The organism is Ferriphaselus amnicola, from assembly GCF_000974685.2.
GTDB lineage: Bacteria > Pseudomonadota > Gammaproteobacteria > Burkholderiales > Gallionellaceae > Ferriphaselus > Ferriphaselus amnicola.
The window spans coordinates 1,869,580-1,893,316 of record NZ_AP018738.1; the positions used below are offsets into that span (position 1 = coordinate 1,869,580).

30 protein-coding genes are annotated in these 23,737 nt (G+C 56.6%); 13 read left to right on the top strand and 17 right to left on the bottom strand.

All coding sequences use genetic code 11. The annotated features are described in order from the left end of the window. Positions 1 to 8: 8 nt before the first annotated feature. The 8 genes from dsrK to dsrA all read right to left on the bottom strand — a co-directional run bounded on the left by dsrK (position 9) and on the right by dsrA (position 6,173). Positions 9 to 1,547 carry a sulfate reduction electron transfer complex DsrMKJOP subunit DsrK gene (gene dsrK / locus OYT1_RS09365; RefSeq protein ID WP_062626104.1) on the bottom strand — a complete coding sequence of 513 codons (1,539 nt, stop codon included), beginning with the start codon at positions 1,545 to 1,547 and terminating at the stop codon, positions 9 to 11. A 1-nt stretch (position 1,548) separates the two neighbouring features. After that, positions 1,549 to 2,274, bottom strand: a complete 726-nt coding sequence (locus OYT1_RS09370; protein ID WP_062626105.1) for a respiratory nitrate reductase subunit gamma — start codon at positions 2,272 to 2,274, stop codon at positions 1,549 to 1,551. Between the two features lie 75 nt (positions 2,275 to 2,349). Next, positions 2,350 to 2,685 carry a TusE/DsrC/DsvC family sulfur relay protein gene (locus OYT1_RS09375; protein WP_062626106.1) on the bottom strand — a complete coding sequence of 112 codons (336 nt, stop codon included), beginning with the start codon at positions 2,683 to 2,685 and terminating at the stop codon, positions 2,350 to 2,352. Between the two features lie 27 nt (positions 2,686 to 2,712). Then, positions 2,713 to 3,009 (bottom strand): sulfurtransferase complex subunit TusB, encoded by a 297-nt coding sequence (gene tusB / locus OYT1_RS09380; RefSeq protein ID WP_062626107.1) that lies wholly within the window; start codon positions 3,007 to 3,009, stop codon positions 2,713 to 2,715. A gap of 10 nt (positions 3,010 to 3,019) precedes the next feature. Continuing rightward, positions 3,020 to 3,385 carry a sulfurtransferase complex subunit TusC gene (gene tusC / locus OYT1_RS09385; protein WP_062626108.1) on the bottom strand — a complete coding sequence of 122 codons (366 nt, stop codon included), beginning with the start codon at positions 3,383 to 3,385 and terminating at the stop codon, positions 3,020 to 3,022. Between the two features lie 11 nt (positions 3,386 to 3,396). Beyond that, a complete protein-coding gene (gene tusD, locus OYT1_RS09390; protein ID WP_062626109.1) occupies positions 3,397 to 3,756 on the bottom strand; it encodes a sulfurtransferase complex subunit TusD in 360 nt (119 codons plus the stop codon). Between the two features lie 12 nt (positions 3,757 to 3,768). Next, positions 3,769 to 4,866, bottom strand: a complete 1,098-nt coding sequence (dsrB, locus tag OYT1_RS09395) for a dissimilatory-type sulfite reductase subunit beta (RefSeq protein ID WP_062626110.1) — start codon at positions 4,864 to 4,866, stop codon at positions 3,769 to 3,771. 11 nt (positions 4,867 to 4,877) lie between these two features. Beyond that, positions 4,878 to 6,173, bottom strand: a complete 1,296-nt coding sequence (gene dsrA / locus OYT1_RS09400; RefSeq protein ID WP_062626111.1) for a dissimilatory-type sulfite reductase subunit alpha — start codon at positions 6,171 to 6,173, stop codon at positions 4,878 to 4,880. A 518-nt stretch (positions 6,174 to 6,691) separates the two neighbouring features. Between dsrA and OYT1_RS09405 the strand changes: the two genes are divergently transcribed. The 13 genes from OYT1_RS09405 (at position 6,692) to OYT1_RS09465 (ending at position 15,979) form a co-directional block, all read left to right on the top strand. After that, positions 6,692 to 8,104, top strand: a complete 1,413-nt coding sequence (locus OYT1_RS09405) for a cytochrome B6 (RefSeq protein WP_232013158.1) — start codon at positions 6,692 to 6,694, stop codon at positions 8,102 to 8,104. A 27-nt stretch (positions 8,105 to 8,131) separates the two neighbouring features. Then, positions 8,132 to 8,695, top strand: a complete 564-nt coding sequence (locus tag OYT1_RS09410; protein ID WP_084611936.1) for a DUF1264 domain-containing protein — start codon at positions 8,132 to 8,134, stop codon at positions 8,693 to 8,695. Beyond that, the gene (locus OYT1_RS09415; RefSeq protein WP_062626113.1) at positions 8,692 to 9,792 is read left to right on the top strand and encodes an FAD-dependent oxidoreductase; all 1,101 of its coding nucleotides are present in this window, start codon (positions 8,692 to 8,694) and stop codon (positions 9,790 to 9,792) included. Before OYT1_RS09410 ends, OYT1_RS09415 begins: the two co-directional genes overlap by 4 nt. A gap of 72 nt (positions 9,793 to 9,864) precedes the next feature. Beyond that, a complete protein-coding gene (locus OYT1_RS09420) occupies positions 9,865 to 10,689 on the top strand; it encodes an alpha/beta fold hydrolase (protein ID WP_062626114.1) in 825 nt (274 codons plus the stop codon). A 183-nt stretch (positions 10,690 to 10,872) separates the two neighbouring features. Further along, a complete protein-coding gene (locus OYT1_RS09425; RefSeq protein WP_062626115.1) occupies positions 10,873 to 11,088 on the top strand; it encodes a DUF6967 family protein in 216 nt (71 codons plus the stop codon). Next, positions 11,085 to 11,687 carry a type I-MYXAN CRISPR-associated protein Cas6/Cmx6 gene (gene cas6, locus OYT1_RS09430; RefSeq protein WP_172588534.1) on the top strand — a complete coding sequence of 201 codons (603 nt, stop codon included), beginning with the start codon at positions 11,085 to 11,087 and terminating at the stop codon, positions 11,685 to 11,687. The genes OYT1_RS09425 and cas6 overlap by 4 nt, the downstream gene beginning before the upstream one ends. 33 nt (positions 11,688 to 11,720) lie before the next feature. After that, positions 11,721 to 12,050 carry a TusE/DsrC/DsvC family sulfur relay protein gene (locus tag OYT1_RS09435; protein ID WP_062626117.1) on the top strand — a complete coding sequence of 110 codons (330 nt, stop codon included), beginning with the start codon at positions 11,721 to 11,723 and terminating at the stop codon, positions 12,048 to 12,050. A gap of 34 nt (positions 12,051 to 12,084) precedes the next feature. Further along, entirely contained in the window at positions 12,085 to 12,558 is a 474-nt protein-coding gene (locus OYT1_RS09440) for a sulfurtransferase TusA family protein (protein WP_062626118.1), read from the top strand. Positions 12,559 to 12,560: 2 nt separating this feature from the next. Next, positions 12,561 to 13,157: a hypothetical protein gene (locus tag OYT1_RS09445; RefSeq protein ID WP_062626119.1), complete on the top strand. Its 597-nt coding sequence runs from the start codon at positions 12,561 to 12,563 to the stop codon at positions 13,155 to 13,157. Positions 13,158 to 13,159: 2 nt separating this feature from the next. Continuing rightward, entirely contained in the window at positions 13,160 to 14,032 is an 873-nt protein-coding gene (locus OYT1_RS09450; RefSeq protein WP_062626120.1) for a TauD/TfdA family dioxygenase, read from the top strand. 509 nt (positions 14,033 to 14,541) lie between these two features. Beyond that, positions 14,542 to 14,886 (top strand): hypothetical protein, encoded by a 345-nt coding sequence (locus OYT1_RS13580; RefSeq protein WP_172588535.1) that lies wholly within the window; start codon positions 14,542 to 14,544, stop codon positions 14,884 to 14,886. An 87-nt stretch (positions 14,887 to 14,973) separates the two neighbouring features. Further along, positions 14,974 to 15,162, top strand: coding sequence for a hypothetical protein (locus tag OYT1_RS09460; protein WP_119283531.1), 189 nt, complete (start codon positions 14,974 to 14,976; stop codon positions 15,160 to 15,162). A 196-nt stretch (positions 15,163 to 15,358) separates the two neighbouring features. Further along, positions 15,359 to 15,979, top strand: a complete 621-nt coding sequence (locus tag OYT1_RS09465; RefSeq protein ID WP_062626123.1) for a hypothetical protein — start codon at positions 15,359 to 15,361, stop codon at positions 15,977 to 15,979. A gap of 72 nt (positions 15,980 to 16,051) precedes the next feature. Here the strand turns inward: OYT1_RS09465 and OYT1_RS09470 are convergent, their stop codons facing one another. The 9 genes from OYT1_RS09470 to OYT1_RS09510 form a co-directional block, all read right to left on the bottom strand. Then, on the bottom strand, positions 16,052 to 17,470 hold the full coding sequence (locus OYT1_RS09470; protein ID WP_062626124.1) for a phosphomannomutase: 1,419 nt from the start codon (positions 17,468 to 17,470) through the stop codon (positions 16,052 to 16,054). Between the two features lie 117 nt (positions 17,471 to 17,587). Continuing rightward, on the bottom strand, positions 17,588 to 18,190 hold the full coding sequence (locus OYT1_RS09475; protein WP_062626125.1) for a DUF4126 domain-containing protein: 603 nt from the start codon (positions 18,188 to 18,190) through the stop codon (positions 17,588 to 17,590). A 165-nt stretch (positions 18,191 to 18,355) separates the two neighbouring features. Beyond that, positions 18,356 to 19,663 (bottom strand): OmpP1/FadL family transporter, encoded by a 1,308-nt coding sequence (locus OYT1_RS09480; protein ID WP_062626126.1) that lies wholly within the window; start codon positions 19,661 to 19,663, stop codon positions 18,356 to 18,358. Positions 19,664 to 19,745: 82 nt separating this feature from the next. Continuing rightward, a complete protein-coding gene (dsrE2, locus tag OYT1_RS09485; RefSeq protein ID WP_062626127.1) occupies positions 19,746 to 20,213 on the bottom strand; it encodes a sulfur carrier protein DsrE2 in 468 nt (155 codons plus the stop codon). A 30-nt stretch (positions 20,214 to 20,243) separates the two neighbouring features. Then, on the bottom strand, positions 20,244 to 20,471 hold the full coding sequence (locus OYT1_RS09490) for a sulfurtransferase TusA family protein (RefSeq protein WP_062626128.1): 228 nt from the start codon (positions 20,469 to 20,471) through the stop codon (positions 20,244 to 20,246). A gap of 135 nt (positions 20,472 to 20,606) precedes the next feature. Then, the gene (locus OYT1_RS09495; RefSeq protein WP_062626129.1) at positions 20,607 to 21,434 is read right to left on the bottom strand and encodes a universal stress protein; all 828 of its coding nucleotides are present in this window, start codon (positions 21,432 to 21,434) and stop codon (positions 20,607 to 20,609) included. Positions 21,435 to 21,443: 9 nt separating this feature from the next. After that, entirely contained in the window at positions 21,444 to 21,845 is a 402-nt protein-coding gene (locus OYT1_RS09500; protein WP_062626130.1) for a hypothetical protein, read from the bottom strand. 7 nt (positions 21,846 to 21,852) lie between these two features. After that, a complete protein-coding gene (locus OYT1_RS09505; RefSeq protein ID WP_084611939.1) occupies positions 21,853 to 22,833 on the bottom strand; it encodes a sulfite exporter TauE/SafE family protein in 981 nt (326 codons plus the stop codon). Next, positions 22,833 to 23,735: a dimethyl sulfoxide reductase anchor subunit family protein gene (locus tag OYT1_RS09510; protein WP_062626131.1), complete on the bottom strand. Its 903-nt coding sequence runs from the start codon at positions 23,733 to 23,735 to the stop codon at positions 22,833 to 22,835. Before OYT1_RS09510 ends, OYT1_RS09505 begins: the two co-directional genes overlap by 1 nt. Positions 23,736 to 23,737 lie beyond the last annotated feature (2 nt).

A 23,737-nucleotide genomic window follows, 5' to 3' on the forward strand; every position in this document is an offset into this window, starting at 1 on the left:
ATCGCTTGTTACTTATCGCCCAAAATGATCGCATTGCTGACCAATTGATGTACGCCACCCACCATCCTGCGGTCGAAGCCGTAGATGGGCATGACCTTGGTGAACTGTGCTTTGCAGATCGCACAGATGGTCGCCATGAAGTTCACACCATGCCCGTCCACCACCTGTTGCAACACCTCCATGCGTGGCAGCGCACCTTTGACCCGCAAATCCATCAGGTCGTCAGTCAGCAAACCACCACCACCACCGCAGCAGAAGGTCTGTTCGCGTGTAGTGCCGTCGCGCATCTCGACATAGTTGTTAGCCACGGCCTTGATGATGTTGCGCGGTATCTCGAACTGACCGCCCGCAAAATCGCCCATGCGCGAACCCCGCGCCACGTTGCAGGAATCATGGAACGTGATGATGTGTTTGTCGTTCTTGGATTTATCAAAACTCAGGCGCTCGTCCTGAATCATGTCCCAAGTGAATTCGCAGATATGTGCGGGCTGCTTGTAACGATGATCGAGCTGTTTCTGCAACATCTGCGCGAAACGGTCGTTGGCATCTGCGCCATCACCCACGCCAGTCAGGGTGTTCCAGAAACTATAGGCGACGCGCCAAGCGTGGCCGCACTCACCGACTACGATGCGCTTCACGCCCAATTCCAGCGCGGCCTGACGGATACGCATGGCGATGGTGCGCAACTGGTCGTAGTTACCGATGAACATGCCGAAATTACCGGCCTCGGACGACATCGACGACAGTGTCCAACTGGTGCCAGTGGCATGGAAAACTTTGGCGTAGCCGATCAGACTGTCGATGTGCGGCTCGGCAAAAAAATCAGCAGACGGCGTGATCAACAACACTTCTGCGCCCTTCACGTCGATGGGGAAGCGTACATCGATGCCTGTTGCATCCTTCACGTCCTCTTCCAGACCTTCCAGCGTGTCGATCAGCGCCGGAGCGGGCAAACCGAGGTTGTTACCGATCTTGTGTACCTTGCCGATGATCTCGTTGGAATACTTCTGGCCGTAGCCAACGGAATCCAAGATCTCGCGTGCGGCCATGGTGACTTCGGCGGTGTCGATGCCGTAAGGGCAGAACACCGAGCAACGGCGGCATTCGGAACACTGATTGAAATAGTTGTACCACTCGTCCAGCACTTCGCGCGTCAGATCACGCGCACCGACCAGCGCGGGGAATAGCTTGCCGGGCAGTGTGAAGTAACGACGGTACACGCTGCGCATCAAGTCCTGACGCGCCACCGGCATGTTCTTCGGATCTTGCGTGCCGATGAAATAGTGGCACTTATCGGAGCACGCGCCGCAATGAACGCAGGCATCCATATAGACTTTGAGCGAACGGTACTTGCCCAGCAATTCGCCCATCTTGGCGATGACTGCATCGTGCGTCTCTTGCCAGTTCTCGGCCATTTTTCCGGGAAAACCGAGTGCTTCGTTGATTTTCTCATTAGCAACGAACGGCCCCTTCCCTTCCATTGCGCCCGGTTTCAGCGCAGGAATGATGGGAATGATGCGGTAGGCAGGTGCGGCGACGTCAGCCATCTCAGTTCTCCGATTCCATCTTGGCAGCCCAAGCGCTCAGATGACGCTTCTCGCGCGGATTGTCAGTCTGATTGCGGGTAGGCGAGAAAAATATTCCAGGCGCATGTAGCAGTTTGCTGAAGGGGAAAATCGCCAGAAGCGCGACAACCGACAACAGGTGGAACGCAAGGATCGCCTCCGCAGGCAACGGTTGGATGCTGAGATGCAGCCAGCCCAAGAAGAAGCCTTTGACCGCGACCACATCTGTGTGCGTAATGAATTTCATCATCAAACCCGAGGCGGCGATGCCCATCAGCAACACCAGCATCAAATGGTCGGACAAGGTAGAAATGTAGCGGATGCGCTCGACGAACAGGCGTCGAGCCCACAATCCGCCCAAGCCTGCCAGCATGGTAAAACCAGCATACGTGCCGAATGGTTGGATCATGGCAACCCATCCCCAGACGGGATCGGTAAAATATCTGAGGTGACGCAATGCCACCAGTAGCAAACTGCCGTGAAACATGATGCTCATTGCCCATGTCCACAGATTGGCCTTGAACAGGCTCTCGAAGAACACCACTTCACGCGTCATGCGCAACACCACTCCGCCCGTCGTGATCGGTGCAGGGGTAGTGGGTATCTTCAGCGGTGCCGGTGTATTGGCATAAGTACGGATACGCTGGAACAGCCCGACGACGAACAGCAAGGTCGCCGCGTAGAACAGGATCGCAAAGAGTAGGCTCATGTTATTCAGTTCTGAGTGCTGAGTTCTGAGTATTGGAAGTGCTGAGCACCCTGCACTCAGCACTCAGCCCATTTTTTAGACGCAACCTGTTGGCTTGGGCAGACCGGCGATCTTGCACGCCTGCTTGCCGGGGCCATAGGGGAACAGGCCGTACAGGTATTCGCTGTTGCCTTTGTCTGCACCCAACTTCTTACCGATGGCCTTGGTCAACACGCGCACGGCGGGAGCGATCTGATACTCCTCGAAATACTCGCGCAGGAAGTTGACCACTTCCCAATGCTGCTCACTCATGTTGATGCTCTCGGTGGCTGCGATGTAATTCGCGATATCGGCGTTCCAATCCGACAGGTTGACGAGGTAACCCTCTTCGTCTGTTTCGTAGCTGTTACCACCGACTTCGATATTGGCCATGCTGTTCTCCTTTGTAAGAATTGATGATTACAACCAGGATTGGCTGGTTTTGTTGCTGACTGTCAGTTCGACGAAGCCACTATAGTCCACGGGCGTCGCGCCATCCATGAGACGGTCGCCCAGACCACGTGCCTCTAGATCTGGCATCAGCACATGTATCTTGAAACGTCCCATCGCTGAACGCAATTTGGCTTCAGTCGCACTGCCGCGCGTTGCCGCATACACAGCATCTTCGATCAGCAGAATGTCGCCGCCGTTAGCGGTATTCAGACAACTGTCTAGTGTCGTGCTGTTCATGGGTGACTGATTGATGATATGTAGCATCTGTTCCCCCTTAGAAACTCAAGACCACGTCTTGCTCATCCATCAACGCGCCCATCTCGGCGCGGCTGAGCACAGTGACATCGACCAGCAGATCATCTTCAGTCAGACCACGCGCTTCCATGGCTTCCTTCTCGACATACAGCTTCTCGATGTCATAGCCTTCCAGCGCACGGTAGGCTGGCGAGAAATTCTTGGTCTCGATGCCCTTGGTCTGCTGGCCCTTTTTCAACTGATAGACGCCGTCGTCCATGAACACCAGCGACACGTCCTGATCGAAGGCGGCGGTGATCAGCACCACCTCCAGCGATTCCAGCGCATAGACCGTCCCATAAGGGGCCTTGCGATTGACGAACATGAATTTTTTCGTATCACTCATCTCGCTACTCCTCAATCGCCGAAGGTGACCAGACGGTCACACTGGATGCCTGCTTCGACCAACTGGCCGAGACCGGAGATACGGAATCCGGCCGCCAGATTCTCTTCCTGAATGCCGCGACGCAAAGCTGCCGCCACGCACACCACCAGATCAACCTTGTGTTCATCAGCCATCTTGCTCCAGCGGTTGACGACATTACGATCATCCTGAGGTGGCGCGGTCAGTCGCGACGCATTGTTCACGCCATCATGGTAGAAGAACACGCGCCACACTTCGTGACCGGCGGCGATAGCTGCCTTGGCAAACAAGTAGGCCGAATCACTGGCTTGATGCTGGTACGGCCCTTCATTCACAACGATTCCGAATTTCATCCTCAAGTCCTCTTAGAAGCGGATGTGTGTCGAAGCATTCAGATTGGCACGCGAACCACGCCAATCGTCGATCAGGTACTTGGTGAACGGCAATCCGGTCTTCTCGAAGAAGCGCGGCCAGCCGATACGGTCGATCCAGTCAGCCAATCGTTCCCAAGGACGAGCATCCGCCTTGTAAACCGCGATGATGTTCTTCACCACTTCGGCGACTTCAGGCCAGCGCGGTGCGTTGTTGGGCAGACCGGAAGCAACCATCTTCATAAAGGTCGGCTTGCCGCGCGCATTGGAGTTCTTACCGCCCACCCAGATCGCCAGTTTGGAATTCTCTGGATCGTTGATCTGCATCGGAGGGCAAGGTGGGTAGCACGCGCCGCAGCACATACATTTGGTCTCATCGATCTCCAACGAAGGCTTGCCGTTGACCATCGCGGGACGGATCGCCGCAACGGGGCAGCGTGCCACCACGGTCGGGCGTTCGCACACGTTAGCGACCAGATCGTGATTGATGACCGGCGGCTTGGTGTGTTGCACGATGATGGCGATGTCAGCCTGCCCGCCGCAGTTGATCTCGCAGCAGGAGGTCGAAAGGTGTACGCGGTTCGGCATCTCTTCGCGCTTGAACTCGTCATACAACTCATCCATCAGCGCCTTCACCACGCCAGACGCATCGGTGCCTGGAATGTCGCAGTGCAGCCAGCCTTGCGTGTGGGCGATCATCGAAACCGAGTTACCGGTGCCGCCAACAGGGAAGCCGCTCTTTTCCAATTCAGCGATCAGCGGATCAACCTTGGCCGCGTCCGACACGATGAATTCGATGTTGGAGCGAATGGTGAAACGCACTCGACCTTCAGCGAAATTGTCAGCGATGTCGCACAGCTTGCGGATGGTATGTACATCCATCTGACGCTGCGTACCGGCACGCACTGACCACACTTCGTCGCCACCATGCGCGACGTGATGCAGCACACCGGGACGGGGACGGTCGTGGTATTTCCAGTCGCCGTAGTTCTTCACCAACGCTGGGTGCAGGAATTTCTTGTTATCCGGTACGCCCGTCTCTTTGGGCTTGCGCTTTTGAGCAGGCGCGGCGGCTTGAACAGCTTGATTCATTGTCTATCTCCTCAGGCAGCTTGTTTCTTGGCGTTGATCTTGGCGACTTCGTCGTCCCAACCATCGGTACGCACGTAAGGGTTCATACGCGGCGAGTTGACCATGGACGGATCGACATCGATCTCCATCGCATCCAGGAAGTTGGTCAGGCCGATACGCTCGATCATCTCGCCGGTACGCTCGTGTTCCAGTGCGTTCTCAGCGAAGAATTCGATGGTGCGCTGGGCGAAATCGACCAGTTGCTCCACGCCTTCATCCGTATCCAGCTTGATGAACGGAATGACCACGGTACCCATCAGGCCGCCGATCTTCAGGTGACTCTTTCCGCCCACCAGCACAGTCGCGCCCTTGTCTTTGCCCGGCGCCAGCGCGCCGGTCATCACGTTGACGCAGTGCATGCAGCGCACGCAGTCCTGATTATTGATCTCGATGCCGTGAGTGTCGTTCACCGCTACAGTAGAGATATGCTCGCCACCCTTGATCTTGCTCAACTCCTTGACTTGGAAGGTCTTGGTCGGGCAACGCGCCACGATGTCGTTCACCAGCTCGTCCATGCCGTGCTTGACGAACCACTTCTTCGCCAGCGCTTCGTCGGTGCGGATGTTGTCGCGCCAAGTGCCGATCACAGCCATGTCAGCGCGCTGTACGGAATTCATGCAGTCGTTCGGGCAACCCGAGAACTTGAACTTGAACTTATATGGCAGCGAAGGACGATGGATGTCGTCGAGGAAAGTATTGAGTACCGCACGATGCGTCTTAGCTTCGTCGTAGCAGGACTGCTCGCAACGCGCCGCACCCACGCAGGACATCGAAGTACGCACTGCTGGGCCAGCACCGCCCAAGTCAAAGCCCATCTCATTGAGCTCGTCGAACGCCTTTTGCACGTTATCGGTGGTCGCGCCTTGGAACATGATGTCGCCGGACTGTCCGTGGAAAGCGATCAGGCCGGAGCCGTGCTTCTCCCACAAGTCACAGAATTGGCGCAAAGTGCCAGTGTCGTAGTGCATGCCGGGGGGAGGCATGATGCGCAGGGTATGGAATTCAGCTGCGTCCTTGAACTTTGGCGTACCGTCCTCGTTCTTTAGCTCGGTAAAGCGCGGGATCACACCGCCACCATAACCATAGACACCCACGGTACCGCCCTTCCAGTAGCCCTTGCGTGTCTTATAAGACTCTTCAAGCTGACCCAGCAGGTCAACGACGTAATCTTTATCCTTGGCCAGGTCCTTCAGACCGGTCACAAAACTGGGCCACGGACCATCCTCCAATTGATCGAGGTTGGGGGTATCATGCATTTTCTTCGCCATAATTCTTCCTTTCAGTTGGATCGAGTGACAGCACCCGACAACTCATTCAATGACCCGGTAATGACTGGAACAAGTAATTGGAACGACTGACTGCGCCATAACTATCCGGCGACAACCTTTTGTTGATGGAGTCGCATACTACGGGGCATCAAGCTAGCAAACCATCACCCAGAGCGGCTATTTTTTATAACCCTTACGGGTGGTATCACAGCATCTTCTGGGCGATGCGACCAGAGATTCACCCATACCCTCTTATCCTGCTTATCGCTTCTTGCTGCATTTAATGCAGCCCTGCTCCCTCTTTACCCATGGAGTGGTTTATTACGATGCGCTCGCTTGTGAACAAGCTCAGATCTATGTGCGCCAACAAACAGACCGCGCCGGATCACGAGATTAGCCTTCATCCACGAACACTTCCGCACTCATCCCAAGCGCGAGCAAAAGTGTAGGTAGTGCGCTCTGAGGACAAAGATAGCTTAGGACAGCTTTCGTTCTAATCACATTCGCGCGCGGTAAAAATGGCGATCAAGGTGCATGCCTGCCACCACATCGAGAAGGAGCAAGTCATGTTTGTTTGGGATCGAATCGGCTGGCTATCTACGGCATTGCTCACCCCAGCGGCCGTTTGCTTCGCGCTAACAGCTACAGCCGCCGATGAAGATTTCTCCACCTTGAGCCAACGCATGCAAGCGGAGAAACCGAAATTTGCGCAGCGCCAACAGGCTTTGCTCGCGGAACGCTACGATCTAGATAACCGGCCTAGCGACACAACGACCATGTCGCGCGGCAAGCCGATTCAAGTAGGTGTGCACGTCAAGCTGCCCCGTAGCATGACATGGGAGAAACTCGCCGCTCTGACGCCGGATGAGGTCCGAGAAAAGCAGCTCTGGCCCGCCGGCTTCCTGCCATTACCGCACCCTTACCATGAAGCGGGCGGCATGATCTTCCCCAAATTCTTGATCGAGGAAACGAAGAGACAGACTGAGCGTGATTTGACGCGCTTCGATCTGGATTTCGACTTGCCGGATCATTTTTTGCCCGAATTCCCAGCTCCGATCTACCTGACGACACGGCCCGATCTGGGCGACGTGTCGCAAGGGAAGCTGGTGACGCTAGCCAGTTTCAACGAGTTGTTCAAAGACATCCTCAATCCCAAGCAACTCGAAGGATTGCGCTTGCTGGTCACGCCGTTTCCCCAGCAACAGTTCAACGCCACCGCAGACCGCCGCAGCTTGAAAGCACATCCGGGCGTGGCCTGCTTCGATTGCCACGCCAACGGACATACCAACGCCTCCACGCATACCGTCGGTGACATTCGCCCCAACGAACATCGTCATCGGATCGATACGCCATCGCTGCGCGGTGTGAACATTCAGCGCCTGTTCGGCTCGCAGCGCGCGCTAAAGACCGTGGAGGATTTCACCGAATTCGAGCAGCGCGCCGCCTACTTCGACGGCATCCCGGCAGATGCTACGCGTAAAGGCACTAACGTCCTTGAGCGCGGCAGCCAAGTGCACTTCATGGCGGAATTTCAGGCTCTGCTCGACTTCCCGCCCGCGCCCAAATTGAACGTCTTTGGCAAGCTAGATCCCGCTAACGCTGGCGAAAGCGAGTTGCGTGGCCAGACAGTCTTCTTCGGCAAAGGCCAGTGTGCAACCTGCCACACCCCGCCGTATTACACCGACAACTCCATGCACAACCTGAAAGTGGAGCGCTTCTTCAAAGAGGTCACGATCAACGGTCGCACAGCCTCAGCGGACGGTCCGATCAAAACCTTTCCACTGCGCGGCATCAAGGACTCGCCCCCGTATCTGCACGATGATCGTTTGCTGACGCTGGAGGACACCGTGGAATTTTTCAATCTGGTACTGGAATTAAAGCTGAATGCACAGGAAAAGAAGGATCTTGTGGCCTTCATGCGTGTGCTGTAGCGCCGCCAATTTCTACGGGAGATCGTCATGTGGCCACATAGTTTTGTAGAGAAGATAAATAGGCAAAATTGGCCTCGTCTCCTCGCAGCATTTAGTGCAGCCATCGTTGCGACCTGCCCTGTGCTTGCCGGAGAGCAGCCCAAAAGCCCAGCGGATGGCTACAACATTCACATCGTCGCGCCGCATCGCCATGAAGACGGTGCAGTGCATGGTCCGTATCACCACTATTGCAAGCCAATTAAGCCGGAGATCATGCAGTGCATGATCTTCCTATCCACCGATCCAAATGCCGAGCTTATTGAAATCGAATACTTCATTGATCAGAAGCTGGTGCGTAGCAACGTGACGCTGGAACAATGGAATACGCACTACCACGACCATAAAGTAGAGGTTGCCTCAGGCCGCGTGCAGGTTCTTGATGTCTCACCCGCAAAGACGAAAGAGATTGCCGAAGCCGCCTCCAAAACCGACGGCATCATTTTTCATTTGTGGCCGGAGGGCACTAAGGTTCCGAACGGCGAGGTGATGTTCCCAACGTCCATCAGCCATAAGCCTGTCACTAAGCTTGAAATTGAGAAGGATGCCCGATGAGTAACCGCGTTCTTGTAGTTGGCGCCGGAGTGAGCGGACTTACGACGGCAAGGTGTCTTTTCGATGCTGGATTCGAGGTGACCGTTCTAGCGGAAAAGACCGCTGAATTCACGCCATCCGTCGTAGCCGGCGCGCTTTGGGAATGGCCTCCCGCCGTCTGTGGCTACCATACCGATTCGGAATCACTACGCAGGTCGAAGCAATGGGCGACAACTTCGTATGAACGATTTAATGGACTTTCCACACAGTCTAAGACTGGGGTCAGGATGATTCCTGCTGTCTTTTATTTTAGGGATCGAGTCGAAGACACCCCCGCAGAGTTGCAAAAAATGGAGGAAACCAAACTACACGTAAAAAGCTTCGTGCACACACCGAGCCTGATCGATCAGCATGGTGTCAGTCGCGGACTGGGATTGTGTGATGCGTATAGCTACTTGTCGCCGCTGATCGAAACCGATGTCTATATGGAATGGCTGCGCAGCGAGCTGGTGAGGCTGGGTTGCCGATTCGAGCAACGCAAACTACTACAGCCCTTGGCGGACTTGGAACCATCACTCTGCGATGAATACACGGTGTGCGCCATCGTCAACTGCTCAGGTCTCGGTTCGATCGAATTAGCCGGAGATCATTCGATGCAACCGTTACGAGGCGCGTTGATTCGAGTCATGAACGATGGAAGCACGATGCCCAGAATCGCCGCAGCTCACTGCGTCGCACTCGACGACAAGGTCGAAAACCAGCAAATGATCTACATCATCCCCCGTGGCCCCGATCATCTCATTCTTGGTGGAATTGCAGAGTTAGGGGAATGGGATATGGACATCGGACTTGGCAACTACGCGCCCGTCCGGGGGATCTTGCAAAGATGTCAAGAGTTCTTGCCCACGCTCAAATCTGCGGTGCTCGATGAATCCGACCCTCTGAGCGTCGGGCTTAGACCGTATCGAAAAAAGAACGTCCGCTTAGAACAAGAGACGCCCTATCGGATCTTTCACAATTACGGTCACGGCGGTTCAGGATTCACTTTTTCTTGGGGCTGCGCCGAGGAAATCGTCAAACGGATTATCAGTATGCGTGAAGCAGCGGCCATGCCGTAAAGAATCAAAGCGGCAATGAACTTCACACAAGTTTCGCATCTCAACAATTCATCAAGGAAGGCGGAATCAATCATGAGCACGATCACGACCAAAGACGGCACGCAAATTCATTACAAGGACTGGGGCAGCGGTCAGCCGGTAGTGTTCAGCCACGGCTGGCCACTCAGTGCGGACAGCTGGGAAGCGCAGATGATGTTCCTCGCCGCCAATGGCTATCACTGCATCGCCCATGACCGTCGCGGCCACGGGCGGTCGAGCCAGCCTTGGAATGGCAACGATATGGACACTTATGCCGACGACCTCGCGGAGCTCATTGAAACGCTAGCCCTGAACGATGTCGTGTTGGTCGGCTTCTCCGCTGGCGGCGGCGAAGTCGCGCGCTATATCGGCCGTCATGGTACGCAACGGGTAGCCAAGGCGGCGCTGATCGCCGCCGTCCCGCCGCTGATGCTGAAAACGGCGAGCAACCCCAGTGGATTACCGATGGAAAAGTTCGACGAGATTCGTCAGGCTTGCCTCGCCGACCGCTCGCAGTTCTACCAAGACCTCGCCAGCGGCCCGTTCTTCGGTGCCAACCGGCCCGGCGCCAAGGTTTCGCAGGGCATGATAGACACGTTCTGGCATCAGGGAATCATGGCCGGTCACAAGAACACCTTCGATTGCATCAAGGCGTTCTCGGAGACGGATTTCACCGAAGACCTCAAGAAGTTCGATGTGCCGACGCTGATCGTCCACGGCGACGACGATCAGATCGTGCCTATCGGCGCTACGGCTCTCCGCTCGTCTAAACTGATCAAGACTGCGACGCTGAAGATCTACGCGGGCGCGCCCCACGGCCTCGCGGACACGCACAAAGACCAACTCAACGCCGACCTGCTGGCCTTCCTTAAAAGCTGATCGTTTTCCCGAAGCCGCCGATGTACGCGCTGTTGGCGGCTTAATCCCGCAAGCAACCACCCGTAGCGGCTACTTTTACTACCCTTACGGGTGACACCGCCCCACCCCTAGTAGTATTCCAAAGCCGGATGGAATGGCGATAGACTCGCGCCTCACAGCTTCCACCCACATCGAGCGTCAAATATGGCCGAAATCACCGCATTGGCAAAGTTCAAAGTCCCGCTGGGCAGCCAAGAGATCGAGCTGCAACAGATCGATCATGCCGAAGGCGGCATGAGCCTCTTGCGCATCCGCATCCGCGAGGGCAAGCGCTTTACCATCTTTGATATCGACCCTGAGAGCGCCGAGCAATGGGCAGCCGCCATGCAAACTTGGGCCAAGTCGCAGGAGCGCAAGTGAGCCTCGCCCCCATCGACATGACCGATGTGGTGTTCGATCTGGCCGGAGATTCGCTGCCAGCCACTTATCCGTTCGCGCTCTGGACGGAACTGACACAGATCGAACCCGCACTGGCGAACGATGACCGCATCGCCGTCTTGCCGTTACGCACTGCCGAGAGCGACACGCTCCATCTACTCCCCAAGCGCGCCAAATTGGTGTTGCGCCTGCCGCAGGAACTCGCCAGCGTCGCGCTCGGCTTGGCCGGATCTCAACTGGATGTGGCTGGCAACACACTCACGCTAGGCGCGGGCAAACTGCGCCCACTCCAGTCCTATCCTACGCTGCACGCCCATCTGGTCGCGGCCACCGGAGATGAGGCCGTGTTCATGGATGAGGTTCTGGCTCGGCTTGCCGAGTTAGGCATTCAGGCTCAGATCATCTGCGGCAGACAAGGGCAGCTGTCCGACGGTCAGCAAACGATCTCGGGATTCAGTCTGGTGCTGCACGACCTCAAACCTGAATCCTCGCTGATGTTGCAATGCGCAGGCATGGGTGCCGCTCGCCGTTACGGATGCGGCGTATTTGTGCCTTACAAAGTCATCTCCAGTTTGGAGTGACGTTTTTTACTTAAAGAAGAAAGGGAGAGAGCAATGAGCTATGTAGTCGCAGGAAACGAACTGGAAGTCGACGCAGAAGGCTATCTGCTGGAGCCGGATTACAGTGAGGAAGTGGTCACCGTGATCGCCGCCGCCGAAGGCATCGAACTGACTCCTAAGCACTGGGAAGTGGTCAACTACATGCGCGACGAATACCGCGAAAATGGCCACACACCCAATTTCCGTAACATGCTGAAAGGCGTGAATGAATTCTGGCCGGAAGCGGACAGCAAGGCGCTGTATGATTTATTCCCCGTCGGCCCCGCCAAACAGGCCGCCAAAGTCGCCGGTCTGCCGCAACCACTGGGCAAAGGCGGATACTAAACGCCAGCCGGGCTGGTTATAAGGAGAGAAGCAAATGGAAATGGCTAACATCGTGCTGGATATGAAGGGGCTGTCTTGCCCCAGACCGCTCATCGGGGCGAAGCGCATCATGGACGAACTCGCAGCAGGGCAAGTCTTGCTGCTGGTTTCGGATTGTCCGGGCACGCCAGATGATTTGTTCGTCTGGGCGAAACAGACCGGCAACCACATCCTCCGCAGCGAGAAGATGCCCGAAGGCGGCACCGGTTACTACGTCCAGAAAGGTCAGGGGCATGTACTCAACGCCAACGTCACGCTGGACATCCGTGGCGCGGTCTGTCCCGGCCCCATCATCGAAGCCAAAAAACTGCTGAACGGCATGCAGACCGGCGAAGTACTCAAGCTGGTGAGCGACTGCCCCGGCGTGAAGACTGACATCGGCGGCTGGGCCTCGGCCACCGGCATGACCTTGCTGGAGACCCTCGAATCGGGTGCTGGCATCCACGAGTTCTACATCCGCAAAGGCTGACCTTGCGCATCAAAAGCCACTGGTTCAAGGACGGACGCGAACGCACGCCGCAAGAGATCGCGGATGCACTGGCGTTCGTCGCTTGGCGCATCGCAGATAACGCGCTGCGCAACACACGCAAGGCCGATTTCGAGATCGCGGTCGGGGTGCAATATTTCAGCTTCCTGGCCGAATTTCTACACTTCCTCATCATGGTGGCCGACCGCATCGCCTACCGACAGCTTTCCGCTGAGGAGCGCAACTCTTTCACCGGCACGCTGGCGAACCGCTTGGCGGAGACCTTTGCCGAGAACGAAAGTCGCTTGATGGGCGGCACGCAAGCCGAGAGCAAGCAGCGCTTCATCGCTCAGGTCAACCTGCGCGCCGGGGAGTACGCCGACTTCGGCTACGGCGAAGATGGCCCGGATTACACCTTCATGCGCTATCTGGCCTTCTGTCTGAGCGGCATCATGGATGCCAAGGACAGTGACTGGATCATCGACCAGATCATTAGCATCGAAGCGCCCGAAGCGGTGAAGATGATGGAAAAGACGCTGCGCGACCTGTTCGAGACTGAACCGCGCCCGCCGCGCCGCCGTAGTTCCAGCAGCGGCGACTGACCATGCCCAAGCCGTTCGATCTGAACGATCACGATGCCTACCAACGGTGGCGTGAGCACAAGCTGGCGCACGCCATCACCGACTTGAACCAGTTCGTCGTCGAGATTGACGACCCCGCCACACTCACCCCCGCCGAACACGCCGCCCTGCTCTCACGCTGTCAGCACAGCAACATGGCCATCTACGCCACCCGCCGCGACATATCGGAGCCGGACATCAAGGCGCTAGGTGAACAGTTCGGCTTACATAGGCTGGATGCTAACTGGCTGGCCGATGACCTCGGCATCTCCCGCATCACCGTGTGCCAAGAGGAAGGCCAGCGGCAAGCCTACATCCCCTACACCAATCGCCCGATCAAATGGCACACCGACGGCTACTACAACCCGCCCGAACGGCAGATTCGCGCGATGGTGCTGCACTGCGCGCATGACGCGGCCCAAGGCGGCGAGAATCGGCTGCTGGATCACGAGATCGCCTACCTGCTGCTGCGCGATGCCGAACCCGAGCATATCCGCGCCCTTTCCGTCCCCGATGCGATGACCATCCCCGAACGCACCGACGAACACGGCGTCGCCCGCCCAGCTCAGACCGGCCCAGTATTCTCCGTGGATGAAACTGGCCATCTGCACATGCGCTACACCGCCCGCACCCGCAGCATCGAATGGAAGGACGACGACACCACCCGCGCCGCCGTCAAAGCCCTCGAACACCTGCTCGAAAGCGACGCCCCCCACATCCTCCGCACCCGCCTTTCCCCCGGCATGGGCCTGCTCTGCAACAACGTCCTGCACGACCGCGCCGCCTTCACCGATGCCCCAGAAGCAGAGCAACGGCTGCTGTATCGGGCACGGTATCTGGATCGCATCACGCCCTGAATCGCATGGCAACGAGATTGCCAAACAAACACTCAAGCTTCCACCCACAAGACTTGAGGCCGTCCATATCGAGCAACCTATATCAACAGATACAGCAATAGACTGGTTACATTGATATTTCTAACTTTTTATTGACAAGCCCACCTGAGTCAGGCGACATTCAATGCAAGTTATTTAAGCTGGGGGCGCAAGTAGGGGACAGCACGATATCTTGTGATTCGTGAAGCACGTGCCCCAATCCTTGAAAACCGTCCCCTATCGTCCCCCGGCCAGCAGGGCAATTAAGCTAGGAGATATGTATGAATGCAAGACTTGACCCCGGCTTCACTCGCTGGTTATTAACATTATTGATAGCTGTCTCAACCAGTGCATCAGCTCATGAGTACAGTGATGCTTTTGAAAGTAGATGTCATTGAATAAATGGTGTCTATGATGATAGCGGGGTGGTTCTTTCATCATTCTTTCAAAACAAATCATCCATAATTCCTGAGGTTGGAATGTCGGTCAGTATGGCAATGTATGTTTTACATCACAATCGTCCAGTGGAAAAAGTAAAACTAGCCTTCGACGAAAGTAATAATATTTTGTTTGTAAGAGACGCTGGAAACCAAGATGCCATAATAGTTCGTCATAGCGCGTCTTGCGTGGATGGAAAACTGATTATCCGTGATGAAAATGACCTGCACTCGGATGGGCATTCGTTTCATCAGACTTCTGTTATTCACTTTATTCGAGTTGATGCGAAAGGTGTCGAACTTCAATGGAGCGTAGAGAATCAATCTAGGCAATTCCTGTTATTTCAGCATCGTTCTGAAACCCGCGGAACAGCATTATTCAAGCAATTGCCGCAGTAACTCCAATCTAAAAATTGGCGCAAATAGGCACAGGGATCAATGGGGACGTATCACGGTATTCTTTTTTCAATGAATTACCGAACTTCAATGCCCACCCTAACCGCCCATCACCCCAGCCAAGGCAACGTCCGCCTGAACTTCGATGCACCCAGCGTCGAAGAGGCGGTACGCCTCGCCGAGTCTCAAGGGTATCGGGTGGTGTCGTCGGGCGGGTTTGCTCTGCCGACCTTCCGTTTCACCCGCCCCCAGCGCTTCCTGCTCACTCTGTTCAGTTAGAAACTGCTGTCGTTGCTGGATGCCGGACTGCCCTGATAGCAATAGGTATCAGACCACGATTCTTATCAGCAGTATCTCACCGATCATCTTCGTTTTAAGCACAGTGCTCACTGCTTATTGCTCCCTTCCTCTAGACTTAGAAACAACAAACGGGCATCCTCGGAGTTCCTGTTCTAGTCTCCAGAAGTAACTGAAAATGCACACCCTCACAAAATATATCCTCCTCGCCTCACTCCTTCCCTCCTCCTTGGCCTATGCCTCTGGGGGCTATGACCACGGTACACCAGCGGGGAAAGGCAATCTCGATCTGGATGTGACGATCAACCCCGGCGATCTTTACAGTGGCGGGCCGAGAAGGCTATACGACAAAGGCCAAACCTACGTTGTTTGGGGCTACGGGCTGACGGATCGCTTGGATTTTCACGGTTACGTGTCGCATGAAGCGGCGGGGACCAATCAGGTGTATTACGGGTTGATGTACAACTTTTACAGCAGTGACTGGATGGATCTTTCTACAGCGGTAGGAGCCAGACATCGGCTTCAGCAAGTCGATGCTATCGTTCCTCAATTACTGTACACCTTCAAACTTCCTGAGCGTTTTGAAGTGGCGGGCAGCTTTACCAATGTCCACAACACCAACGGCGGCTATGGCCGAGGACGCACGTTCGATATCGCTTTACGCATTCCCGTCCCCAAAGACATGATTCCCTCGTCGATCAAGGACATCAAGGTTGCGGTAGGACTATTCAAGAACGCCAGCAATCAGTGGAACCCCTCCGCTTGGTATCCCACTTATAGCGTGGACTTCAAGTTTTGATGCGATCTCGTTGAAGTCAGCCTAGCCTAAGCGCACTCTGGATAGGGTGCGCAAGCACACCCTACTCACTTCTTACCCCTGGGCGATCTTCGCCAGCGTCTCGTTCACCAACACTTGTGCGCGCTCCACGCTGTCGGCTTCGGCGTAGCAGCGCAGTTCGGGTGCATTGCCGGAGGGACGCAGGTGGGCGATCTCGCCGTTGGCGAAAGTCAGACGCAATCCGTCGGTAGTGTCGCGTTTAACCACCGCACCCAGCGCGTCGCCCCACAGACTGCGATAAGCATCTTCACTCGCTTGCAGACGCTCCAGCAAGGCACGGCTGTCAGCGACGGCGAAATTCTGCAAACGGTCGCTGGCGGTAAAACGCTGCGGCAGGCCATTCAAAAGTTCGGACATCTTGCAGCCTTGTTGCCGCGCCATCGCCAGCAGCGCGAGCGCGGGCAGGATGGAATCGCGGGTAGGGAGCGCGGCCAGCGGGTGCCCGTTGACAACCAGATTATTGCCAGCGAGGAAGCCGCCGTTGGCTTCGAACCCAGCCACCCCGCCACTGGCCTGCTCCATCCCTGCGATGACGTAGGGCGAGCCGATGCGGGTGCGGATGACCTGTTTGAACCAGCCGGAGGCTTCGATGGCGGTGTTGCAACTCACCGGAGTGACCACGGTGTCCGCGCCGAGGAAGTGCGAGCACAGCAGGCCGACCACGTCGCCGCGCAGCCAGTCGCCGGTCTCATCGCCGATCAGCGGGCGGTCGCCGTCGCCGTCGGTGGAGATGATCGCGTCCAGCTTATGTTGCGCCGCCCAGGTGCGTCCACGCTGGCGGTCTTCTTCGCCCACGGCCTCGGTGTCGATGGGTACGAAGGTATCGGTGCGCTCAAGTCCCAGCACTTCCGCGCCGAGGTCGGACAGGATCTGCTTCAGCACGTCGCGCGCGGCGCTGGAATGCTCATAAACGCCAACGCGCCAGCCTTTGAGCAGGTCCGCCGAGAACAGCTCGGTATAACGCAGACGGAACTGATCGAGTGCAACGGGGTTGACGGCGGGTAGGTCGCCAGCGAGTTCGCCGACCTCGACCGTGGCTCCGGCGATGGCGGCCTCGTCGGCTTTGCTGATCTCGCCTTGAGCGGTGTAGAACTTGATGCCGTTGCGGTCGAACGGGATGTGGCTGCCGGTGACCATGATGGCCGGAATGCCCAGCGCCAGACTGTGCAACGCCAGCGCCGGAGTCGGCAACACGCCGCAATAATCCACCACGCAGCCTGCCTCACGGATCGCCGCCGCGCAGGCTCGGGCGATGGCCGGGCTGGAGGGACGCAGATCTATCCCTAGCGCGATTCTCTGCCCGGAACAAGCCGAACCCAGTCCTTGCAGGAACGCCAACGTGTAAGCCGCGCATACCTCGCCGCTCATCTGGCTGACCAAGCCGCGCGCACCGCTAGTGCCGAACGCCACGCCGCTGTCGGCCATCATCTGTTGAATGTTGATTGTCGTCATAAAAATATCTGGAGTAGTGATTGTCGGGATAAAACAAAAAGATTTACGTCACAGCAAGGCTGGATTATCGCATCGGGCTGAGTATTTCGATCACTGATCGAGCAGAAAACGCTGTTACTACGCCACCCCAGAACGCCCTACGCCCGCGGTACGCTGCCAGACCAAGCGTATCCCCCGCCACAGTTTCGGCAGCAGCCAGATCACACCGGCAATAAATATCACAAGGAACACCAAGAACAGCGCCGGATGGGCCAGCATCAGCCACAGGCCGACGGCGACCAGCCCTTCTTCTCCGAACGAGGCCGTCCAGTTGCTGAACGGTTCGGGCGAGGTATTGATGAGCGCGCGGCTGCCGGATTTAGCGAAATGGGTGCCTCCCGCCAAAGTGCCGCCCAACAAAGCGACGGAGGTAGCGATGAGAGGGTCGGCGCTGTTGATCGCCCCCATGGCCAGCAGTGCACCCGCAGGAATGCGGATGAAGGTATGGATGCTGTCCCACGCGCTATCGACTACTGGGGATTTGTCGGCGATGAATTCGACGACGAACAAAAGACCGGACAAGCCGATGAGATAGGGGTTCGACAGCACGTCGAGCGCATCGGGAAGCTGGATGTAGCCGAACTTCGCCAATATGCCGATGAGACACACCGTGGCATACAGGCGAATACCGCTCGCCCAGCTCAGTCCCGTCGCCAGCGCCACGCTGGAAATCGCGTCCATACCGCTCCCCTCGTTCTTTGAACTTCGACTACTACAAATGTGTCGGCAGATATTAACGCAAAGTCTGCTTCAACTCTCGGAGCAACCCAGTGATCGGTGACTGCCTAAAACAAAAAGGGCCGACAGTCGAAACTGTCAGCCCATGATGTTGCGGTACTGCGTTGATCAGAACTTATGGCTATACAGCAATTGCGAGCTAAATCCGCCGAAATCGACGGCTACCCCCTGAGCATTGGTCGCTGTCACCTTGTTCATATAAACATAGTTGAAGTGCAGGCTGGAAACGGGGTTGAACGCGTAACTTGCACCCACAGTCTCATGACTCTTGCCGATCGCTGGGAAGAGCGGATTCATAAGACTGTTAGGGACCGGATTATTGGCGATATTGACCCCGGCTCGCAGAGTGAGTGCATCCGACATTCTGTAGGCACCACCGAACTCAAATACGTCTTGATCACTCCAGTTTTGAGGCAAGACGAAGTTGACATTTCCAGCCGCAGAAGTGAATGACATACTGAAATTCTGCATGACGCTCTTCCAGCCGATGCGCTTGTAGTCCGCCACCAGCATCAACTGATCTGTTGCCTGCACAGCCATACCTAGACCGTAGGTTTCTGGCCACTGGAAGTTATGAACAGAGATGGAACCGACGATGTTCTGCATTACGCCAGCCGCATTTCCAAGAGAAAGGGCCGCACTGCTCGTTAGGTCAGAGATCGAAGTTTTGCTGTGATAAGTCGCTCCCAGTGTCACCTTGTCGGTGGCTTTGAACGTACCGCCCAATTTGAAGGCATAACCGGAACCTTTGGCCGCACCGGTAAACGCGCTACTATCGGAGAAATCTACCCGTCCCCACGTTGCGCCAGCGCCCACTGCGGCGCCTAGCCCTGGGAGCAAAGACCCACCTGTAGCCAGACCCGCCATCTGCATGGCCGGCATAGCCATCTTCAGATCCATGCCTGCCCACACATAATCCACGCTGCCGCCCAAAGTGAACCTCTCATTCACTTGGTATGCGAGCGGAAGAATGACGCGCCCCACGCCTACTTCAGAGCGGACATTCTGCCCCGAGCCAGCCGCCATGAAAGTATTTGCCCCATATTCAGTCCCCATGCCGCCTTGCGAGAATACGCCTGCGCCATAGACCAACTGCCCGCTTCGTCTAGCGTAACCGACTGCGGGCATGTAGAACGCAGTGGCGGAGGAGTCTGCCACCATCGGGCCGGCTTTCGCAGTGATGCTGGGTCCCAACACGCCGACGGCCACATCCAGTTGCGCATCGCCTTTCATCATTCCCAACGTAGCAGGATTGTTCATCACTGCGGCGGTGCCGTTATCGTAAGCCATCGACGCGCCGCCCATGGCGGCCGCGATCGGACCATAACCTTCAAGATTCATACCATTGGTGGCGTGAGCCAGCGGCGAGACAAGGCCGCTGGAGACCAATGCTGCAACGAGTAGTTTCTGCTTCATTCTATTTTCTCCCTGGGTGTAATTATTGAATGCAGATATTGCTAAAACGACAACGCCGTGGGAGTACCACGGCGTTGTCGGGTCAAACGAACAAACAGATGTCTGTCTCGCCTGCGAACTCCATGAAGGTCGCGGCGCCTCCGTACTCGACATTGTCGATGAACTCACTCTTGTCGAATTCGAACAGGTCCACCGTCATCTGGCAGGCGACGAATTTAACATCCGCCTCCAAGCACAGGTCGCGCAGCTGATCCAATGGAGCCACGCCGTGCTTCTGTAGCTTCTGTTTCATCATCATGGTCGCCATGCTTTCCATACCGGGCAGCATCTGTACCATCACCGGCATCGGGATAGGCATGGGCATGGCTGGATTGGCCAGTGGGCTGATCTTCACATCGGAAAGATCCTTACGCAGCAATTGCAGGCCGTAGAAGGTGAAAAAGATTTGCACGTCATAGCCCAACGCGGCAGCGGTGGAAGCGAGGATGAATGGCGGATAAGCCATATCTAGCGTACCTTTGGTAGCGATGATCGCCATTTTCTTGCTCATGCGTCTCTCCCTGAAGCCGTAGTCAGCTGATTATTTTTTAGCGATGAAGAACGTGTATTCGCCACCGGCTTCGGTCTGCGAAACCAAATCGTTTCCGGTCTGTTTAGCGAACGCTTGCATATCTTTCACCGAGCCACAATCGGTCGAAACGATTTTAAGCACTTGTCCGCTGCCCATGTCGGCCAGAGATTTTTTGGTCTTCAGGATAGGAAGTGGGCAAGACAGGCCGCGAGCGTCTAGCTCTTTATCGAAATTCATTGTGCTTCTCCTCTGTGATGTCGATTGTATCAATGCTTGGTTATCGGCAGGCTTGCCCCAAGTTCCGTTATTAGGCGGAATTCCTGCCCTCTGCGTCTATAACCGCTACGAGATATGCGGGGTTACCCATAAGGGTTAGTTACGAACCACCAATACCGGCATCTCTGCCAGTCCGATGACTTTTTGTGCCGTTCCGCCCAGCATGGCCTTGACGATGCCGCCATCGCTCTGACGTCCGACCACGATCAGATCCGCCCCTGCCGCTTGCGCACCTTGCACGATCTGTTCGAATGCCTTACCAGTACGCACCATGCCAGATCCCTGCAAACCAGCCGCTTGGATCGTGGCCAGATGATGCGCGACGATGGATTCTGCCTCGGCACGTTGCGGTGCAAAATCGAGCGCAGCAACACTCAACACTGTCAACGGCAGACCACAGGTCGCCGCGATCTGGATCGCCAATTTGACCGAGTTGGCGGCAGAAGGCGCACCATCGACAGCGACCAAAATACCGCGCTGCCACATCTGCGCCGCACGCGGCACGGTGAGTACGCTGCATGGCGCATGGCCGACGATCTTACTGACCATCTCGCCTATCATCAGTTGAGCTAGAAAGCCGCGCTTGCCGCGCCGGCGCACTACGATGATGTCGCTGTGCAGCCGAGTCGCCTCTTCCACCACCTCGCGGTAGCGCATCTCGCCTCGGCGGGCGCTGACATTGAGTTCCACCCCCTGCGACTCAGCGGCGGCGCAGATCTGGGCGATCTTGGCGGCGGCTTCGCGTTCGGCCTTGACCACCAATTGCGGCGCTTCGATCTCGTACTCAGGATTGCTGCGCATCGGGAATACGCCGTCGAGCGGCAGCCCACAATGCTTGGAAAGAGCAAAAGCGACACGCTCTGCACCGACATCGAATTCGGTGTGTTCAGTGGCTAACAGGATACGTTCGAAAGCAGGTTTCATGGTGTTCTCTCAATGTGCAGCGAGGATACCAGAGGCTGCCAACAACAAGATAGCGATCTCCACGGCACAGATCGTGGCAAAGACGCGATCACGTCGCCCCAGATAGATCGGAATCACCGCCAGCAGAGGCAGCAATGAACAACCCGATAACCAAGCGATGCCGAGGATAGCGGCGTAATCGCCTTCACCGATACGGCCCAGCCAGCCCCAGCCAGTCGGCGCACCGGTCTGCTGGATGAATTGACCAGATGGCAAACTCCACACCTGCGGCAGCTGATCCAAAGGAATATGTGCGGGCAAGAACCCAGTGACATAGGCGGCGAAGCTGACCACCAGAATCGCTAAGCCCGAGCGCGAGCCCCAGTTCAGCAGCGTGGAATAGTGTTGTTGCTCAGGAAAGTTCTGACTCATCGCATCCTCACACCCAGATACCCAAACCCTTGAGCAGAGCGCGCAGCCCGGCAAAGAGCAGAAGGAAGATCACCATACGGCGCACCACCGAGGCGCGCAGCACATGCAGCAAGCGTGCGCCGATCATCGCCCCCAGCATCATACCGACCACCGATGGTACGGCAATCACCGCCAACACCGCGCCCTTGTTGATGTACACCCAAGCAGCCGACGAATCCACCAGCGACAGGATGAAGCTGGACGTACCCGCCGACACCTTGAGCGGAGCGCCCATCAACAGATTCAGCACCGGCACATTGGCCCAACCTGCACCCATGCCGAACATGCCCGCGAGGAAGCCGATGCCAATAAACAGCAACAATGCCAGCGGTGTGCGATGCACTTGCCAAGGCATATCCTTGCCGGTCGCGCCATCATGGAAGATGCCGTTCATAGCCAGTGCAGCTGAAAGTCGGTCTGGCTTCTGCACATCAGGAAACTCCGATTTTTTTGCAGACGACATCAGGATCACGATACCCAGAATGGTGATCCCTAACGCAACCTGCACCGTTGAAGCCGGCAACGCCAACCCCATGATCGCGCCAGCGATGGAACTCGCCGAAGCCAGCAGCGCCATCGGAAGTGCCAGCCGCAGATTAGCTAGCCCACCGCGCAGCAGCATCGGCCCAGCGGACAGCGCACTGGCCAGTGCCACCAGCAGACCGGCGGCACGCACGAAATCCAGATGGAACGGAAAGAAGCCTCCGACGATAGGCACGAACAGCACGCCACCACCCACTCCGGAAGGGACCGCAACGATGCCCATCAAAAAGCATACAAAGAACAGCGCAAGCGGCAACACCCACCATGCCATCTCACTCTCGACGGGTACGCTTTCGGCGGCATAGGCTCCCGCCGTGAACAGCGAGAGCGACAGCACTAACAACAAACCATTGGCACGTAATAAACCCGACAGGTTTTCCAAGCGGGAACTGAGATCACGCAACATCAGGATTTCCCCTGATAGTAGAGATTCTGCGGGTGGCGGGCTTCAGCGAAGAAGAACCAGCGCTCAGCCAGCAGACCTCCGTATTGCACAATGAAGGCCAACAAAGGCAAGGCGTAAACCAAGGCCAGCGGCAGGAAGAACGTCGAGATCAGAAAGGTCGGCACGATGGCGCGCACAAAGCCAATGCTCTTGCCGTGAAAGTACTCACGCGTATTGTAAGAGCCGCCCATCGCACCTTGCGATTTTTGGACGATTTTCGGATGGCGGATGCCCAATGCACTTTGCATGGTACTGGCCGGACTGAGTCTGGCATTGCGCAGTAGCGCCACTGAGCGGGTGAACAAGCCGAACAAGGTCAAGGCAAAAGCAGCTTGAGCCAATGCGGCAGCAAGCTCAGGTGCAGCGAACCCAGCATAGGCGGCCGCCAAGGTCATGCCCGAAGCCGTACCCAGCACAGTGAAATTCACCAGCGTCAGCGGATGCGCCCATTCCCTCAGCACCTTGATCGCCGCGTAGATCATGCCGGTGCAGATGAACAATGTCAGCGCCAGCACTACGCCGATCACGCCCAAGGTCAGCGTGTAACCCAGACCGCTGTAATGCGCCACGCCGTAAGCGAACGCAGCCCCCATGAACGCGGGCAAGGCGATCACTTCGCGCGACAACCAAGACGTGCGCCACATCGTCGCTGCGCGCCAAGCACGCTCGGGATGACCGAGGTGGAAGAACGAGGCGATCAGCCCCAAGCCGCACAGTACCTCCACGATAGCGGTGCCGCCGATCAGGAAATTCGGCGTAGCCAGCGTAGGCGCGAGCAGTTCACAGAAGAACAGTGCGATGAACAAACCCTGCCCCGCGCCGATCAGCGTGGTCAGGAACAATACGGAAAAAGCTGGACGCATCT

Coding starts and splice junctions, on each gene's coding strand:
- OYT1_RS09470 (WP_062626124.1), bottom strand. CDS start 17,470: ATGACGACAATCAACATTCAACAGATGATGGCCGACAGCGGCGTGGCG.
- OYT1_RS09500 (WP_062626130.1), bottom strand. CDS start 21,845: ATGAGTCAGAACTTTCCTGAGCAACAACACTATTCCACGCTGCTGAAC.
- OYT1_RS09465 (WP_062626123.1), top strand. CDS start 15,359: ATGCACACCCTCACAAAATATATCCTCCTCGCCTCACTCCTTCCCTCC.
- tusC (WP_062626108.1), bottom strand. CDS start 3,385: ATGAGTGATACGAAAAAATTCATGTTCGTCAATCGCAAGGCCCCTTAT.
- OYT1_RS09425 (WP_062626115.1), top strand. CDS start 10,873: ATGGCCGAAATCACCGCATTGGCAAAGTTCAAAGTCCCGCTGGGCAGC.
- OYT1_RS09475 (WP_062626125.1), bottom strand. CDS start 18,190: ATGGACGCGATTTCCAGCGTGGCGCTGGCGACGGGACTGAGCTGGGCG.
- dsrE2 (WP_062626127.1), bottom strand. CDS start 20,213: ATGAGCAAGAAAATGGCGATCATCGCTACCAAAGGTACGCTAGATATG.
- tusB (WP_062626107.1), bottom strand. CDS start 3,009: ATGCTACATATCATCAATCAGTCACCCATGAACAGCACGACACTAGAC.
- OYT1_RS09370 (WP_062626105.1), bottom strand. CDS start 2,274: ATGAGCCTACTCTTTGCGATCCTGTTCTACGCGGCGACCTTGCTGTTC.
- OYT1_RS09405 (WP_232013158.1), top strand. CDS start 6,692: ATGGCGATCAAGGTGCATGCCTGCCACCACATCGAGAAGGAGCAAGTC.
- OYT1_RS09460 (WP_119283531.1), top strand. CDS start 14,974: ATGCCCACCCTAACCGCCCATCACCCCAGCCAAGGCAACGTCCGCCTG.
- OYT1_RS09410 (WP_084611936.1), top strand. CDS start 8,132: ATGTGGCCACATAGTTTTGTAGAGAAGATAAATAGGCAAAATTGGCCT.
- OYT1_RS09435 (WP_062626117.1), top strand. CDS start 11,721: ATGAGCTATGTAGTCGCAGGAAACGAACTGGAAGTCGACGCAGAAGGC.
- OYT1_RS09510 (WP_062626131.1), bottom strand. CDS start 23,735: ATGCGTCCAGCTTTTTCCGTATTGTTCCTGACCACGCTGATCGGCGCG.
- dsrA (WP_062626111.1), bottom strand. CDS start 6,173: ATGGCGAAGAAAATGCATGATACCCCCAACCTCGATCAATTGGAGGAT.
- OYT1_RS13580 (WP_172588535.1), top strand. CDS start 14,542: ATGGCAATGTATGTTTTACATCACAATCGTCCAGTGGAAAAAGTAAAA.
- OYT1_RS09495 (WP_062626129.1), bottom strand. CDS start 21,434: ATGAAACCTGCTTTCGAACGTATCCTGTTAGCCACTGAACACACCGAA.
- OYT1_RS09420 (WP_062626114.1), top strand. CDS start 9,865: ATGAGCACGATCACGACCAAAGACGGCACGCAAATTCATTACAAGGAC.
- OYT1_RS09375 (WP_062626106.1), bottom strand. CDS start 2,685: ATGGCCAATATCGAAGTCGGTGGTAACAGCTACGAAACAGACGAAGAG.
- OYT1_RS09480 (WP_062626126.1), bottom strand. CDS start 19,663: ATGAAGCAGAAACTACTCGTTGCAGCATTGGTCTCCAGCGGCCTTGTC.
- OYT1_RS09490 (WP_062626128.1), bottom strand. CDS start 20,471: ATGAATTTCGATAAAGAGCTAGACGCTCGCGGCCTGTCTTGCCCACTT.
- tusD (WP_062626109.1), bottom strand. CDS start 3,756: ATGAAATTCGGAATCGTTGTGAATGAAGGGCCGTACCAGCATCAAGCC.
- OYT1_RS09505 (WP_084611939.1), bottom strand. CDS start 22,833: ATGTTGCGTGATCTCAGTTCCCGCTTGGAAAACCTGTCGGGTTTATTA.
- dsrB (WP_062626110.1), bottom strand. CDS start 4,866: ATGAATCAAGCTGTTCAAGCCGCCGCGCCTGCTCAAAAGCGCAAGCCC.
- OYT1_RS09440 (WP_062626118.1), top strand. CDS start 12,085: ATGGAAATGGCTAACATCGTGCTGGATATGAAGGGGCTGTCTTGCCCC.
- OYT1_RS09415 (WP_062626113.1), top strand. CDS start 8,692: ATGAGTAACCGCGTTCTTGTAGTTGGCGCCGGAGTGAGCGGACTTACG.
- dsrK (WP_062626104.1), bottom strand. CDS start 1,547: ATGGCTGACGTCGCCGCACCTGCCTACCGCATCATTCCCATCATTCCT.
- OYT1_RS09450 (WP_062626120.1), top strand. CDS start 13,160: ATGCCCAAGCCGTTCGATCTGAACGATCACGATGCCTACCAACGGTGG.